We start from the raw sequence: 15,188 nt of genomic DNA on the forward strand, positions 1-15,188 counted from the left end.
ACCTATAAAAATAGAAAGTAGGTTTATTAATTATTCTTACGTTCTAACCTCATCTTACAAGCTTCTTTCACCCACTTACTAAAATTCCCTTTCCCTGCAGCCTTCTCGATCTGCTCCAGAAGGTCATCCTCAAAACGGATGTTCTTCATGGTGCTTTTAGCTCGGTCAAAATTCGGTTTCTTTTTCTCTTGCATGGTAGGTACCGCTTAGGTTAGTTCATACACATGTGGTACCTACCACACGGAATCTAAAATTAAGTAACGCCCAGCAGTGCTGTCACACTAAAGGGCGTCTAACCTCACCAACTATCAAGGAGTTGATTATGGCTGATTCGCATTCTACCCCAGACACCGACCAATCCGGAACCGAGCGTTCGGTAATTGTGGGATATCGCCCGAATGTTTTCGACAAATCCACGCCCAAAATTATTCTTTCAGGCAAGTGGCTACGCGCGGCGGGGTTTGATACCGGGCAACAGATTAGCGTAAAAGTGATGAACGGCTGTATCGTCCTGATGGTCTATGGCGAGCAGGAACAACGGTTGCAGGATGAGCTGCAAGAGACAAATCAGAAGTTAAAAAGAATTGAGAGCACGCTGGCGACTCTCCAGTGAAGTGCGGCTGAACCTGCAAGCAGTACTTACAGGTTCACTTGGTGCCGGATGGCGCTTGCGCTTATTCGGCCTACTCTCCTGGAAAATGAAGCCAAAGTGTAACGGGAACCCAAACAAATGAATCACCACGAAAAACCAGACACCATCTTTTCGATTGACGACGATGAAAAAGTCGAAGAAATAAAAATTCAGTTACTGAAAGCCAGGATTCAATGTGCACAATGTGATATTCATTCTGATAATATTGTTAACGGCGATAATTTCTTTGATGAATTAATGGAGCCTAATAAATGAAAAAAGCATTATAAACTTACGGGCAATAATCAATAATTATGATATTTGAAGCATTAACTCATTATCCATGAATCAGAAAGGCATCAGAAATCATTCAATCTCTATACTAAAAACCATAATAAAAATACTATCCTGATGGCCTATGCCAAACGATAAACATGACAGCACAATAAACACCATATTATAATCCCGCTAAAAATACACAGGCATCATTTTTCTTTAATCAGGAAGGGACAGCCTCGTTTCTAATAAATTAGATTATTGGGTTACATATGAAAAACGTATTCATGGCAATGGTTATCGCTCTCGTCACTATCACCGCATCATCCACTGTTTTCGCATGCCCGAAAGGAGAACACCCGCATGGCGGTACTGGCTCACACCATAAGGGCGGCTGGTGCTCGTATGATCAGTAAAATTGCCATTCCTGTCTTGTTATTGCTCTGTTTTTCAACGCCTGTACTGGCAAAATCGACATTGAATATCGACGGCAACTCGCTTTATCACGGTTATCAGTTGTATGAGAAAGGTTTTGATTATTTGAATGTTCGGGATGAACAGACAGCAGTGATGTATATGTCTTTTGTTGCCGGTGTAGCGGGGACACTATCAAAAGAAAATATCATCTGTAATGAAAGCATAACCATTGGACAGGAAGCTGATATTGTTGGTAATTACCTCCAGACCCATCCTAAAGAACGAACAAAATACAGTCCTTCTGAATTGGCCATGATTGCTTTGGGAAAAGAACTTGCTTGTAACAAAAATAGTAATAGCTAGCGCTGTACGCAGCTTATTTACTGGATGGCGCTAACGCTTATCCGACCTACCGCTTCCCCAAAAAATAAAGCCGCTGACCCATTAATCAGCGGCTTTTCCATTACCAGCAACTACATCAGAAGTTATATTTCACGCCCAGCATACCGCGGGTATCGCTGTAGCCTTTGTCGCCGATCTGTTGAGCCACGTTGCTCCACACGTTGAGGCGCGGGGTGATTTGCCCTTCTACGCCGACTTTCAGCTCGCCGATATTTTTGGTGCCGCGCATGTCGTTGCTCACATCATCCATCTTCACGCTGGTCGTCTGCGTGTTGTGGATCCAGTTGGCTTCGACAAACGGCTGGAACTCGCGTGATTTACCGTCGTCGATGGCGTTGTGACCGTTGATAAAGGCCTTCACGCCCAGGCGGGTCATCAGGTTGCCATCGGTGTTGTCTTTCACGCGGGTACCGTTCGCTTCGCGGTGGCTGTCGGCCTGCACGTCCATCCATACCACCTGCGCTTTCGGTTGCAGCCAGTAGCTGTTGCGCTCGTTTTCACCCAGTTTGAAGCTGTAACCGGCTTCTACCGAAGCAGTGATCCCGCTGGATTTGTATTTCTCTGTCGCCTGCTCCTGGCCCATCACTTTGTTATCAAACCAGTTGTACAGCATCCAGGTGTCTACGTAAGTGCCTGTTTTGTCTGCGTCATTGGCATACCATGTGCCGTACAACCCTACGCTGTAACCGGTGACCTGACCACGTGAATGGTAGCCGGTCAGGCTGGACTGCGTGCGGTTCTGGCTGTTGGCGTAACCTGCCATTGCGCCGATGTGCCAACGGTCGAGACCGTCGCTACTCCACTGCGCCAGATCGCCGCCTAACTGCAACACATAGCTGTTGCTTTGGGTTTTCAACTGCCCGCTACCGTCTTTGAAGCGGGTATGCGCCCCGACGTTACGCATCCACATACTGGTGACTTTTTTCTCGCCCGTCAGCATGTCGATGTACTGCGTCTCTCCCAGACGATCGTGCAGTCGGGTCATAAACAGCGTGTTAGCGGCATAGTTGTTCGCCAGATAACTGCCTGCTTCCGGACGGTATTGCTGCTCGGTGACCGGAGGTGCGACAGGTTCTTCCGGCTCAGGGATAATCGGGTCTACAGGATCGACGGGGTCTGGATCAATGGGGTCAACGGGGTCTGGGTCGATGGGATCTACCGGGTCCGGTTCTTCCGGATCCGGCGGAGCAGGAATAAAGCTGGTCAGATACCAGTTGCTGCCCTTTTGCACCACGTTATAGTCGTACGCACCGGCAACAATACGACCCGCTTTCTCGAAAGTACCGTCAGAATTACCGGCCACTTCGATGATCTCAATACCTTCAACGGTCTGCGCCCCGGTTCCGCCAATGTTGTTCACCGCCACAAACGCATTACCCGCGGTGTTGCCGAGCACTTTCAGCTTGTCGGTTTCGGAGGTGTCGTCATTCAGGACGGTATTGAAAACCAGTTTGCCGCCGTTGCCGGTGAAATCTTCATTAATGGTAAGCGTCTGCCACGGTTCGCCGTCAGTATGCCCAAAATTCACCACTGACCCGCCGTTCAGCGTCAGGTCGGTGAGCGTTGAGCTGTTGGTCATGTTCCAGGTCGCATCGCTCATTTGCAGCGAGATAACTCCCGTTCCGGCCGTGACGCTGGTGATGTATGACGCCCCACTCCACAGCGAGTTGTCGGTCATGTTGAGCGTAATGGTACTGTTTTGCTGTGGCAGGCTGCTGGTTGCAGCAGTCGCGCCAGCGGCATGAAGATCGCCATCGATGAGGAAGCGCCCGCCAGCAGAGCCATCTACGGAGCCGCCCGTTTCGGTACTGATGGCATAACTTTCATTGCTGTGATTGCCCGCCATGGTAATGGCGGCACCGCCAGCCAGGTTTATTGCCCCGCGTGAAGTCGCATATAGGCCGCGTGGGGCCTTGCTGTATGACGCCGCTTTCGCCGAATTGTTTACGTTGATCGTCGCGTTTTCGCCGAGATTCACGGTCGCATTGGTAGAATAAACCGCATGTGCGCTGACGCCGTTGACCGTAATCGTGGCATTGTTGCCCAGTTCCGTTTTGGAAGATGAGGCGGCATAGATCCCTGTCGAGGAAGCACCCGACGTCTCGATAGTGGCGTCATCACCAAGGCGGATCGAGGAACCACTCTGCCCGGTGCGAAGACCTTCTGAACTGTCACCGATCGTCACAATGTGTGCCCGGTCGCCGACGACAATCGTATTTTTAGCCTGCGTGGCGTCTTTCATTGCGTTTGCAGTGATACCACGCCCCTGATAACCGGTGGTTTGAATATACAGATCGTCGCCGACGTAAATGCTGGCTGAGCCTTTCCAACCCTGGCTATAGGAGTTGTAACCGGCGTTAATACCGTCACCATCCTGACCGTCCACATAAATGCTGGTGCGATCTCCGGTGATGATAAAAACCGGGTTATCCGGTGAATTGGCCCCGTGTGTGCGGATACCATCAACATCCTTACCATTATTAGCGGCATTCTTCGACTGTGTGCGGATCGTCAGGTCGTCACCAAAAATAACACCCGGGCTACCCGTCGTGCTGTTCTGAATAACGGTAATGGTGTGTTCGAAGGCTTCTGCTCCCGGCCCATTGAGCGTTAATCCATGACCAAAAACGGGAATGGTGCCGGCACTCCACTGATAAACATAATTCGGCGTAGCGCTGGTTTTAGCGAAACTGGCATTCGCCTGTGCAGGAAATAAAGCCTGCAACTCCGGGGGCAGACTACTAACCAGACCGCTGGAAGGAAGACTATCAACATCAATCCAGGCTGCATGGGCCGAAAATACCATAGAAGTTAATGCGGCTGAAACCGCGATGGCAATACGAGAGTAAGATTTGGGATTTGGCATATTAGCCTCCTGCTATTAGGCGTAGAGCGTCCACCACATCGCAAGGATGTGAAATAACAAAAATCAGAAATGCGTTATAAAATATTCGATAGTATTTTATGAATACTATGGCCCAACTTATCTTCAAGCCGGAGCTTATAGACATATATTTTCTTAATATCAATATTATCTATTTGGGTAATTTGCTGAATACTTTTTCCTGAGACAAATCGCTTCAGTAATATCATTTCTGTATAGTTGAGTGTGCGCCCACGTTTACTGTTAGCGAGATGACCGGTAAATAATCGTCTCATTTTCTGATGCTGTACGTCATCATCATCATCAGAATATATAATCCCTTGTATTTTATTGCTTTTCGACAGCCAGTAGTTGGCTAACGGCGCCAGGTTCCGGTCCGCTATTAAAACAATATGCATGCCGCTATAAGCCAGACGATCAACCCATTGCGGGTCGGCAAACAGGCGCAGGTTCGGGAAAGAGAAGTCCACAAAAATAAACCCGCGCGACAAATGGTTTTGATTATTAAGCAGAAGTTTTTCAATAATTCCTTTTTGCAGAAAGCCATTTCCCTCAGGCCAGATAGCAAAAGCGGCACGGTGACAGTAACTGGCGCGAACCGCAGCATCCGGAAATAATTGACAGGATAATTCACAGCTTATGCAACGAACACTCTGTGATGGTGATCTCTTCATCAAAATGACTCCTGTTATTTTTCCATAAATATTTCATTGGTAAATAAATGTGTCAATCCGACACGTACGACATTCCTTGTCAGTTAATAACAGTGGCGCTAATAAAATGTAATAAACTCCTGATGTGCTAATAAGTATGGACTGTGATTAATACGATTGCGCTAAGCTTTTTTGTGCCTTATCTCAGAATAACAGCCTGGGCATTAGGAATTTTATGCATAAATTAAAACCATAGGATAAATCCCAAAAAAGCACTATTTGCTAAAAAAACAAACGATGTAAACGATACTCATTAATTACACAATACTGATAACTCAATCACCCTTGAAGTGCTGTGGATAAATATAATGATAATTCAGATAAACCTGTAATGAATTCTCATTATTTAACATTAGTTAATTTTACCTAAGAACTTACTCAGCTAACACTTTGTATGTAAAGAACATTTAACTCTTAAATGAAATTCTTATCTGCGATCACGTACAAAGAGTGAGGCATATTATCGATTTGGATGTAAAATTTAAGGTAAGTGTTGGCACATGCGGTGATACGTTTTGGTTACTGAGGGCTGGGCAATTGTACCTTATCAATCAGTTGGTCGAATTTAATCCTGATAACAAAAGCCTGGTCAATCGACAGACAGGGCGAGCAATCCAACTTCAGCTCCCAGCCTCGCTCTGTTTTCTCTATTTAATTACTCACGCAAGTGACATTGTTTCTCAGAACACGTTGATTAAAGTGGGCTGGGGTGAGAGAAATAATGTGACCACCACCAACACATTTTACCAGGCTATTCTGACGCTACGTAATGCTCTGGCGGATGTGGGTCTGCCGAGAGATACGGTAAAAACAATTTCCCGGCGCGGGCTTGCATTAAATGAAAATACGCAGATTGAGGCGATAACACATCCTCAAAGTGAAGTTTACCAGCCACCGGTTATAGAGGATTACGCGCCCCCAAAGATAATTGCTCCCGCGCCTCAACAAACGACGCGGGGACCCTGGTGGTACATTATATTTAGCACGGGCATCGTTATTGCCACCCTGCTTATCTGGCTGGTGTGGTATCAGACGCGTCCTGTTATGCCGTTTAGTAAATTCGTGTCTGTTTCTATGCAAGTTCCCTCTCGGCAAAACTGTAAAATTTATTACTCACCGAATGAGCACGACCAGGAGAATTATTTCAATCTGATGCAACTGCATCCCTATCTCTGTGAAAACAACAAGCACGTCTTCCTTTCCGGCTACCGCAAAGCGGAGAGGATCGTGGCGTTTGTCTGTGATAAAGATGCGCGGATAGATGCTAACGCGTTTTGTACTACCCACTATTACTGGATGCGCGGGTAATGAAAAAAATACATCATCTTATTTTGCTGGTAATCGGTCTGGCGACGTTGCTCGGTTCAGGCGGGTGGCTATGGTATTCACGCTTTGCCGAAAAGCCGCTGAGTTGCATCGGCAACATGGAATGGAATATTGGCAGCAATCGCTTTGCCGGTACGTTATCGTTTCGGATGTACGATAATGCAGGTTTGGCCACCATTACCGGAAAACTTTACGGACGTAATACCTCAGACATCAGCAGGAACATTTATTTCAACTACACCAGACAGCACGAAGCCCGGGTGCTACAGGCGATGCAGGTGGTCAAAACCTTCGCAGACAGCGCCGATGAAACGGATATTAACAACACCTTACCCGGTTTTTACCGCCAAAGCGGACAAACCCTGAGTCTGGTCATGGAAGAGTATAAGGGCGCATGGATCTTTGCCAGCTCCAATGTACCCTCGCTGTATTGCCGCAAGAGGTAACGTCATATCCGGAAACAAAAATCGCGCCCCCTCAATGGAATTCATATTTGCCATCATCGACTTACGCGACATGGGTCACTGAATCCTCTAATAACCCATTGCTATTCTTCATCCCGAATCAGGAAACATCCTGAATATCACGATATCTATTGCGTAATAATTAAGCGAAATGGGCGTTTTATTTTGCCCAGAAGACTTCAATCTACGGATGGATATTCGGAGAAGGCGTGGGCAGGGGCGTTTATCTCTCTCGCGAGCAATGTCTGAGAGTTCAGACGTTATCGCATTTCAGGAAACGGTATGTTTCCGGTGTATTTTTGGCGTACATATGAGGGATACGTAATGTTTACTTTTAAAAAGTGCCTGATTGCACTTTCTATAAATTTGGCCGTTGTTTCATCAGGTTTTGCTTGTACGACCCTGCTGGTCGGTAACGAAGCATCAGCGGACGGCTCGATGCTGGTTGCCCGTAGCGCTGACAGCGATGCCCTGAAAGCGCAACATTTTGTCATTCACCCGGCAAAACAGAATCAGACCGGGGTATACAGCACCAAAGCACATAACGGTGCGAATGACTTTACCTGGCCGCTACCCAAAAACTCTCTGCGCTATACCACGGTTCCAAACTGGAAAACCCAGTTGCACGGCGCGACCGGATTTAACGAGCTGGGCGTTGGCGTGAGCGGCACAGAATCTATTTTTGCCTCACCAAAAGCGCTGGCCGCCGATCCGTACGTTGAGGATAAAGGGATCACCGAAGACGATATTCCGGATATTCTGCTGTCGCAGAGTAAAACCGCGCGTGAAGCCGTGGCGCTGCTGGGCCATATCGTTGAGACCGTCGGCGCAGGCGAAGGCTTTGGCGTTGCCGTCGTCGACGATAACGATATCTGGTATCTGGAAACCGGCAGCGGTCATCAGTGGATGGCGCAGCGTCTGCCAAATAACCAGTATTTTGCCACCGGTAACCAGGGCCGCTTACAGGATTACGATCCGAAAAACCCGGACATGATGGCGTCAAAAAACCTGATTCAATTTGCGACCGAAAAGGGTCTGTACGAACCGGCAAAAGACGGTAAATTCAACTTCTCCAAAGCCTATACCCGTGATGATGAGCGTGACCGCACGTATAACGACCCTCGCGTTTGGACCATCCAGAAAGAGTTCAATCCTTCCGTAAACCAGGATATGGCCAAAGGGCGCGAATTCCCGGTCTTCATGACGCCAGAGAAGAAAATGACACTGGACGATGTGAAGGCCGTACTGCGTAACCATTATGAAGGCACCAGCCATGACCCCTACACCAACGGTCTGAACGGCAAAGAGCCATGGCGTCCGGTCAGCGTCTTCCGCACCTATGAAGCGCATGTTATGCAGGTCCGTCCGTGGTTGCCAAAAGAGATCGGTGAAACGACCTATATTGGTCTGGGCATGGCCGACCTCACCGCCTTTGTTCCGTACTACAGCGGCCTGAAAGCGTATCCGGCTAACTATACGATGGGTACCGATAAAGCGGACGATCAGTCTATCTACTGGAAATATCGTAAATTACAAACGCTGACGATGACCGATTATCCGAAGCTCGCGCCAATCGTCAAAAAAGCCTACAAAGCGTGGGAAGACAAAGTGGCGAAGGAGCAAAAAGAGGTTGAAGCAGAGTATCTGAAGATGGCGAAAACTGATAAACCAGCCGCCGATAAGATGCTGAATGACTTCAACCTGCGCATCATGGCCGACGCCGAGAAGCTGACGGAAGATCTGACTAATCAGCTATTTACCATCCGCACCAAAGACATTCAGTCTGATATCTTCTTTGCAAACGCTGCGAAAAAAGACTGAGTAACGACGCGATAGTATTCTGGCGTAAAGCGCTTACTAGCTTTGCGCCAGCATTTCACACCGCGCCTTCACTGCGTCGTGCAGCAGACGGACCGCCGTTGAAAGCTGCTTCCGATGCGGGCAAATCATATTCAGCGGGACTTTCTCTCCCTGATAATCCGGCATCAGCAGTTGTAATCGACCGTCACGCACATCTTCGCTGACATCCAGCCACGACTTGTACGCCACACCTTCCCCGGCAATTGCCAGCCGTCGGATCACTTCCGCATCGTCGCTCATAATGGTGCCGTTAACCTGCACACTACTGACCTCGCCGTTGCGCGTAAACGTCCAGCGATCGTGCAGGCGGCCGCGTAATACGAAGGTCATGGCGTTGAGCTGTGTTAAATCATCCGGGGTTTGCGGCGCGCCGTTTTGTGCAACCCATTCCGGTGATGCCACCAGCACACGTCGGTTACTCGGTGCAACGGGCAGCGCAATGTAAGACGCGTCTTCGGTATTGCCATAGCGAAACGCAACATCGACGGGGTCTTTAAAGACATCCGTCACCTGATCGGAGAAAAAAATCCGCAGGCGCAGCGCAGGATAGCGGCGTCGAAACGACTGAAAGACCGGCAGCAGCAGGTTACGGCCAAGATCGGAAGGCACGGCGATTTGCAGCGTGCCAGAAACTTCATCTTCTGGGGTCTGAATTTTTTGCAGCCCGGCATGCATCACGTCCAGCATCTGGCGGGCATAGGGTAGCCAGACCTCGCCCTCCGGCGTCAGGCGTAGGCTGCGCGTGGAGCGGGCGAACAAGCGGATAGCCAACGTAGACTCCAGTCGCTTGATAGCTGAACTGACCTGAGCAGGCTGAACGCCGACTTCTCGCGCGGCATCGCTAAAACTATTCAGCGCCGCGGCGCGGACAAACAACGTGAGATCTTCAAGCCGGAACATTTTCACTCCCCGAGTATAAGTCCTGTCGCCGTAGGGCTATTTTTCCCGTTCTGCTACCGGTTTACCATCGAATTATTCAACTGATTCCTGTGACCGGAGAGACCATGAAAGCCATCGCTATTACCCGCGCCGCGACCGACGGCAATAACATTGAATTTTTACAAGAGATTGACCTGCCCATGCCAGTCGCTACCGGGCACGATCTGCTGGTTGAAGTGAAAGCCATTTCCGTCAATCCCGTTGATACCAAGGTTCGCGAAGGTTTTAACGCCGATGTGCCGCGCGTTCTGGGCTGGGACGCCGTTGGCGTGGTGAAGTCCGTGGGTGAAGCCGTCATCCTGTTCACACCTGGCGATGAAGTCTGGTACGCCGGAGCGCTGGGCCGCGCTGGCAGTAACAGTGAATTTCAGCTGGTTGATGAACGTATTACCGCGCTGAAGCCAAAAACACTGGATAATGCTTCTGCTGCGGCGCTGCCGCTGACCGCCATCACCGCCTGGGAAATGCTGTTCGACCGTCTGGGCGTTGAGGAGAATAGCAATGAAGATGATGTGTTATTGATCGTTGGCGCGGCTGGCGGCGTCGGTTCTATTCTGACGCAACTGGCCAGTAAGCTGACCAAAATGACCGTCATCGGTACGGCATCACGTCCGCAGAGCCAGAAATGGGTTCGTGAAGCGGGCGCTCATCATGTGATTGACCACAGCAAGCCGTTGACGGAAGAGCTGGCACGGATAGGCATTAAAGAGGTGACGCACGTTGCCAGCCTGAACAATACCGAGCAGCACTATTCGCAAATTATTGCCGCCCTGGCACCGCAGGGCAAACTGGCGTTGATTGACGATCCGCACACTCTCGATGCGCGTCCGCTGAAGGCCAAAAGCATTTCACTGCACTGGGAGTTTATGTTTACCCGTTCGATGTTTACCACCCACGACATCATTGCGCAGCATCAGTTACTGACCCGCGTGGCACAGCTGATCGACAGCAACACCCTCCGCACCACGCTGGGCGAACATTTTGGCGCGATCACCGCGGCAAATCTGCAAAAAGCCCACGCGCAAATTGAAACCGGTCGTTCGGTCGGCAAGATTGTGCTGGAGGGGTTTTAACATGTCCGATTCAGAAGTGATTTCAATTATTGCGGTACTGAAAGCCAAACCAGGGAAAATCGATGCACTGAAACAGGCACTGCAGGCTCTGTTACTGCCTACTCGCCGGGAGCCGGGCAATATTGAATATGCCCTGTTCCAGTTACGCGACACGCCGGATGTGTTTTACGTGCGCGAATCCTGGCGCGGACAGGCCGGTCTGGACGAGCATATCGCTCTGCCACATTTCCAGGCGTTCATTCTACAAATGAACGATCTGCTAGCCGAACCGCTACGGCTGGATTATCTGACGCCGATTGCGCCATAAAATAACTACCGAAGCCCCCTGCCGCGTGGGGGGCTACACCAGTCATGTCTCACTCGCTTCGCTATCTCTGCTATGATGCCTGCACACAAATAAAACAAAACAACATGCCGAGGGAAAGATGAGTTCCACCAGAAGAGGGATGATGAACGTCCTGATTGCCGCCGTATTGTGGGGAAGTTCAGGCGTTTGCGCGCAGTACATCATGGAGCAAAGTCAGATGTCGTCGCAGTTTCTGACCATGACACGTCTGATTTTCGCCGGGCTGATTCTGCTGATGCTCTCTTTCGTTCACGGCGACAAAGTGTTCTCCATTATCAAAAACCGCAAAGACGCCATCAGCCTGCTGATTTTTTCCGTAGTTGGAGCGCTCACCGTACAGCTCACCTTTCTGCTGACCATTGAAAAATCCAACGCCGCCACCGCGACGGTGCTGCAATTTTTGTCACCGACCATTATCGTGGCGTGGTTTTCCGTGGTGCGCAAAGCACGACCGGGGATTTTAGTGCTGACCGCAATCTTCACCTCGCTCATCGGCACCTTCTTACTGGTCACCCACGGTAACCCAACGTCGCTGTCTATCTCACCTGCCGCGCTGTTCTGGGGAATTGCCTCGGCGTTTGCCGCCGCGTTCTACACCACCTACCCCTCAACGCTTATCGCGCGCTACGGCACGCTGCCGGTCGTCGGCTGGAGTATGTTAATCGGCGGCATGATCCTGCTGCCGTTTTATGCCGGACAGGGCACTAATTTCGTGGTGAATGGCAGTTTGATTCTGGCGTTTTTCTATCTGGTGGTCATCGGCACGTCGCTGACGTTTAGCCTGTACCTGAAAGGCGCGCAGATGATTGGCGGACCGAAAGCGAGCATTTTAAGCTGCGCAGAACCGTTGAGCAGCGCGTTGCTGTCACTACTGTTGTTAGGTATTACGTTTACCCTGCCAGACTGGCTGGGCACGCTTTTAATTCTCTCATCGGTAGTACTGATCTCAATGGACTCACGTCGCCGCGCCAGAGCGGTTTAACCCCAACCGGCGCGACAACGGGTCACGATTACCAACCCGGAACCGCGCCGCCGTTAAAGATAGTTTCTGCCGCCTTTGCCACTTCCGGTGACTGATAAGATTGCAGGAATTCTTTCACATTCTCGGCATCTTTGTTGTCTTCTCGCGCCACCAGGATGTTCACGTACGGTGAGTTTTTGTCTTCGATAAATACGCTGTCATGTACCGGGGAAAGACCGGTTTGCTGGATGTAGGTGGTACTGATAATCGCTACATCCACTTTCTGATCGTCCAATACGCGCGGCAACTGCGCGCCTTCCAGTTCCATAATTTTCAGATGCCGCGGATTATCAGTGATATCCAACGCTGTTGGCAGCAGGCCGGTATCCGCTTTCAGCGTAATTAACTTCTCTTTTTGCAGCAGCAACAGCGCCCGCCCGAGGTTGGTTGGATCGTTAGGTATCGCAATCGTTGCACCGTCTTTAAGTTCAGCGACGGTTTTGATTTTCTTCGAATACCCTGCCATCGGGAACACAAAGGTATTGCCCACCGCAACCAGCTTATAGTCGTGTGCTTTATTATCTTGTTCGAGGAACGGACGATGCTGGAAGACATTGGCATCCAGCTCACCATGATTAGTGGCATCGTTGGGCAGCAGAGAACCGCTAAAACCCACCAGCTCCACCTCAAGGCCATATTTTTCTTTAGCGACTTTCTTCGCGACCTCCGCCACATCCTGCTCGGCACCGTTAATCACACCCACTTTGATATGCTTTGCATCACTGCTTTGTTGATCGCATCCTGCCAGCAATAATCCCGCCAGTAATACCGCCGCCCCGGCCCCGAAAAAAGGTATCTTCAGCTTCACGTTTTATCCTTTTGCAATAACCGCCTGATGAGTAATGAAATGACTATAGCGGCAAGGCCGCTGCGGTTTAAAAAACGAAAAAGCATCAGCAAGAAGAAAAAAGAATAAAGCAGACATATGTACAAAAATGCCCGGTGGCACCTAACGCTTACCGGGCATTTTTTGTGTGCTATCCGGCGATAGCAACATCACACCAGGGCTTTGACTATCTCCATCAACCTGGCGACATCTTCGGGTCGGGTATTGCCAGTTTGCGAGTCGATAATCGAGCTATACACATGCGGCATGACGCGCGGTACTCCTGCTTCCAGACAGGATTGCAGGATAATGCCGAAGTTATCGAGATCGATACCGCCGGTCGGCTCAATCAACGTCATGCCGTTGCGCGCCGCTGTCGTCGCCAGTGCGTACAACTCAGGCAGGGACTGCTCACCGCCCATTGGGAAGAACTTCGCCGCATGCGCGCCAGAGTCCAGCATCATACGTACCGCTGCATCACAGGAAACGCGGGCTGGCGTGCCCTGGCTGCTGCTGACGCCAGTGGAGATCAACACTTCCCCCGGCGTGCCCGTGGGACTGACTAACGCGTTGATATGGGTCTGTTCACCGCCCGTTGCCGCCAAGGCGCCTGCCGCAAACCCACAGCCGGTAAAGGTCTGGTTGACGTGTGCCGGATGGACCTGTGAGGCAATCATCGCCGCTTTGTAATACTGCGCCGGGTCACCCGCCCCCAGCCCCACGGAAATCGACGGCACGTCGACCATCCAGCGTTTTACTTCCTTAACCCCTTCCTCAACCGAGGAGAACTGCGCCGAAAGAATGCCGATCACCGCGTGACCTTCGGCAGCGTCATAGATTTCCCGAGCGTTGGCGATATCCTTCGCCAGCACGTTAATAGCCACTTTATTGCGATAAAAATTAATGTGCTGCATAGTCTGCAATCTCCTTTAGTCGGGCCACGATCAGTGCCATTTCCCCTTCTGCGACCGTACGCGGGTCAAGACTAAAGACGCCCTGATGAAGGTTGTAACGGCGAGCGTAAATCGCGATATCACCCTCTCGCAGCTGCGCTTCTACGGCGTAAGCATCCATCCCCAGCTCTTGTGCATTAACCCGAATACGAATCCGCCAGATGGCGCGCCCGGCTTCGTCCTGCTCAATATCCGCATCCAGTCCGCGAATCGCTGAAATCGCCTGCGCCACGGGGCGAAGCTCTTCGGCGGTGACCACGGTTTGCCCCTGATGATAGTTTTCCAGGGCATACACCAGCCCGACCATATTCTCTTTGCCGATCTTCATCGCCCGGGCAATTCCGTGGTGCTGCGCTTTACACGCGGCAATCCACTGTTTCTTCCCGGTGATAAACCCGGAGGTCGGCGCGTTAAAGGCTTTTGCTCCGCTGTAGACCACCATATCCGCCCCGCTCGCCACCCAGGCGTGTAAGTCTTCCTCAGCGGCGGCATCGACAATTAGCGGCAGGTTATGAACCTGCGCAACCCGTACGAAGTCTGCAATGCTCAACATGCCTTTCTGCACGCAGTGGTGCGATTTCACGTACAGCAGCGCGGCGGTGTTATCGGTAATCGCGCTCTCCAGCTGCCAGCGGGCCGCCAGATTACTTGAGCCAACCTCCACCACCCGTCCGCCGCCTAAGCGGATCGCGCTGGTGATGGGCGCACCGTAGTCAACGTTATGCCCGCGCAGCATGACCACTTCATTGGCCATACCCGCGCTGTCCGGCATCAGCGTGACACTAGCCTGGTCACCGCGGGTAATGGCGGCGGCAACGGCAATCGCAATACCCGCCGAGGCGCACGAAGTAACATAGCTGTCCTCCGCGCCGGTGTAGCGGGAAACCAATTCACCGGTACGGTCCACCAGCCGGTCAATTTCAACAAAGGCCGAAGCTGCCCGCGCGGTGGCTTGCATCACTTCCGGCGCGACGCTGGAAACGCCCAGAATCGTCATCTTGCCGCAGGCGTTAATGACCTGTTTTAGCCCCAATTGTTGGTAGATATTCTGTGTCAT

The 15,188-nt window shown here is 50.8% G+C and carries 16 protein-coding genes; 9 read left to right on the forward strand and 7 right to left on the reverse strand.

Features of this window, described 5'->3' with window-relative positions:
• Positions 1 to 26: 26 nt before the first annotated feature.
• Entirely contained in the window at positions 27 to 194 is a 168-nt protein-coding gene (locus OGV71_RS06855) for a YlcI/YnfO family protein (RefSeq protein WP_286532925.1), read from the reverse strand.
• A 128-nt stretch (positions 195 to 322) separates the two neighbouring features.
• Here OGV71_RS06855 and OGV71_RS06860 point away from each other — a divergent pair, with 128 nt between their 5' ends.
• The 3 genes from OGV71_RS06860 to OGV71_RS06870 all read left to right on the forward strand — a co-directional run bounded on the left by OGV71_RS06860 (position 323) and on the right by OGV71_RS06870 (position 1,687).
• The gene (locus tag OGV71_RS06860; protein ID WP_286532928.1) at positions 323 to 613 is read left to right on the forward strand and encodes a SymE family type I addiction module toxin; all 291 of its coding nucleotides are present in this window, start codon (positions 323 to 325) and stop codon (positions 611 to 613) included.
• A 117-nt stretch (positions 614 to 730) separates the two neighbouring features.
• Positions 731 to 907, forward strand: a complete 177-nt coding sequence (locus OGV71_RS06865) for a prevent-host-death protein (protein WP_087879397.1) — start codon at positions 731 to 733, stop codon at positions 905 to 907.
• Positions 908 to 1,270: 363 nt separating this feature from the next.
• The gene (locus OGV71_RS06870; protein ID WP_243428790.1) at positions 1,271 to 1,687 is read left to right on the forward strand and encodes a Rap1a/Tai family immunity protein; all 417 of its coding nucleotides are present in this window, start codon (positions 1,271 to 1,273) and stop codon (positions 1,685 to 1,687) included.
• Positions 1,688 to 1,802: 115 nt separating this feature from the next.
• Here the strand turns inward: OGV71_RS06870 and misL are convergent, their stop codons facing one another.
• Positions 1,803 to 4,592, reverse strand: a complete 2,790-nt coding sequence (gene misL, locus OGV71_RS06875) for an intestinal colonization autotransporter adhesin MisL (protein ID WP_286532935.1) — start codon at positions 4,590 to 4,592, stop codon at positions 1,803 to 1,805.
• 74 nt (positions 4,593 to 4,666) lie between these two features.
• Positions 4,667 to 5,284, reverse strand: coding sequence for a helix-turn-helix transcriptional regulator (locus OGV71_RS06880; protein ID WP_003023988.1), 618 nt, complete (start codon positions 5,282 to 5,284; stop codon positions 4,667 to 4,669).
• A 576-nt stretch (positions 5,285 to 5,860) separates the two neighbouring features.
• Between OGV71_RS06880 and OGV71_RS06885 the strand changes: the two genes are divergently transcribed.
• The 3 genes from OGV71_RS06885 to OGV71_RS06895 all read left to right on the forward strand — a co-directional run bounded on the left by OGV71_RS06885 (position 5,861) and on the right by OGV71_RS06895 (position 8,934).
• Positions 5,861 to 6,631 (forward strand): winged helix-turn-helix domain-containing protein, encoded by a 771-nt coding sequence (locus OGV71_RS06885; RefSeq protein WP_164880749.1) that lies wholly within the window; start codon positions 5,861 to 5,863, stop codon positions 6,629 to 6,631.
• Entirely contained in the window at positions 6,631 to 7,095 is a 465-nt protein-coding gene (locus OGV71_RS06890) for a hypothetical protein (RefSeq protein ID WP_032950552.1), read from the forward strand. The genes OGV71_RS06885 and OGV71_RS06890 overlap by 1 nt, the downstream gene beginning before the upstream one ends.
• 342 nt (positions 7,096 to 7,437) lie before the next feature.
• Positions 7,438 to 8,934 carry a C69 family dipeptidase gene (locus OGV71_RS06895; RefSeq protein WP_204583167.1) on the forward strand — a complete coding sequence of 499 codons (1,497 nt, stop codon included), beginning with the start codon at positions 7,438 to 7,440 and terminating at the stop codon, positions 8,932 to 8,934.
• A gap of 36 nt (positions 8,935 to 8,970) precedes the next feature.
• On the opposite strand, the gene OGV71_RS06900 is transcribed toward OGV71_RS06895, so the two are convergent.
• Complete coding sequence (locus tag OGV71_RS06900; RefSeq protein ID WP_048218852.1) at positions 8,971 to 9,873, reverse strand: LysR family transcriptional regulator; 903 nt, start codon at positions 9,871 to 9,873, stop codon at positions 8,971 to 8,973.
• A 104-nt stretch (positions 9,874 to 9,977) separates the two neighbouring features.
• On the opposite strand from OGV71_RS06900, the gene OGV71_RS06905 reads away from it, so the two are divergent.
• The 3 genes from OGV71_RS06905 (at position 9,978) to OGV71_RS06915 (ending at position 12,313) form a co-directional block, all read left to right on the forward strand.
• Positions 9,978 to 10,985 carry a zinc-binding alcohol dehydrogenase family protein gene (locus OGV71_RS06905; protein ID WP_204583166.1) on the forward strand — a complete coding sequence of 336 codons (1,008 nt, stop codon included), beginning with the start codon at positions 9,978 to 9,980 and terminating at the stop codon, positions 10,983 to 10,985.
• Position 10,986: 1 nt separating this feature from the next.
• Positions 10,987 to 11,292, forward strand: coding sequence for a putative quinol monooxygenase (locus OGV71_RS06910; protein ID WP_060855169.1), 306 nt, complete (start codon positions 10,987 to 10,989; stop codon positions 11,290 to 11,292).
• A gap of 118 nt (positions 11,293 to 11,410) precedes the next feature.
• Positions 11,411 to 12,313: a carboxylate/amino acid/amine transporter gene (locus OGV71_RS06915; protein ID WP_003023973.1), complete on the forward strand. Its 903-nt coding sequence runs from the start codon at positions 11,411 to 11,413 to the stop codon at positions 12,311 to 12,313.
• 28 nt (positions 12,314 to 12,341) lie between these two features.
• Here the strand turns inward: OGV71_RS06915 and nlpA are convergent, their stop codons facing one another.
• The 3 genes from nlpA to dgaE form a co-directional block, all read right to left on the reverse strand.
• Positions 12,342 to 13,160: a lipoprotein NlpA gene (gene nlpA, locus OGV71_RS06920; protein WP_044714225.1), complete on the reverse strand. Its 819-nt coding sequence runs from the start codon at positions 13,158 to 13,160 to the stop codon at positions 12,342 to 12,344.
• 188 nt (positions 13,161 to 13,348) lie between these two features.
• Complete coding sequence (dagF, locus tag OGV71_RS06925) at positions 13,349 to 14,092, reverse strand: 2-dehydro-3-deoxy-phosphogluconate aldolase (protein WP_071696257.1); 744 nt, start codon at positions 14,090 to 14,092, stop codon at positions 13,349 to 13,351.
• Entirely contained in the window at positions 14,079 to 15,188 is a 1,110-nt protein-coding gene (dgaE, locus tag OGV71_RS06930; protein WP_204583165.1) for a D-glucosaminate-6-phosphate ammonia lyase, read from the reverse strand. The genes dagF and dgaE overlap by 14 nt, the downstream gene beginning before the upstream one ends.

It is taken from the genome of Citrobacter sp. Cf088, from assembly GCF_030334295.1.
Classification (GTDB): Bacteria; Pseudomonadota; Gammaproteobacteria; order Enterobacterales; family Enterobacteriaceae; genus Citrobacter; species Citrobacter freundii.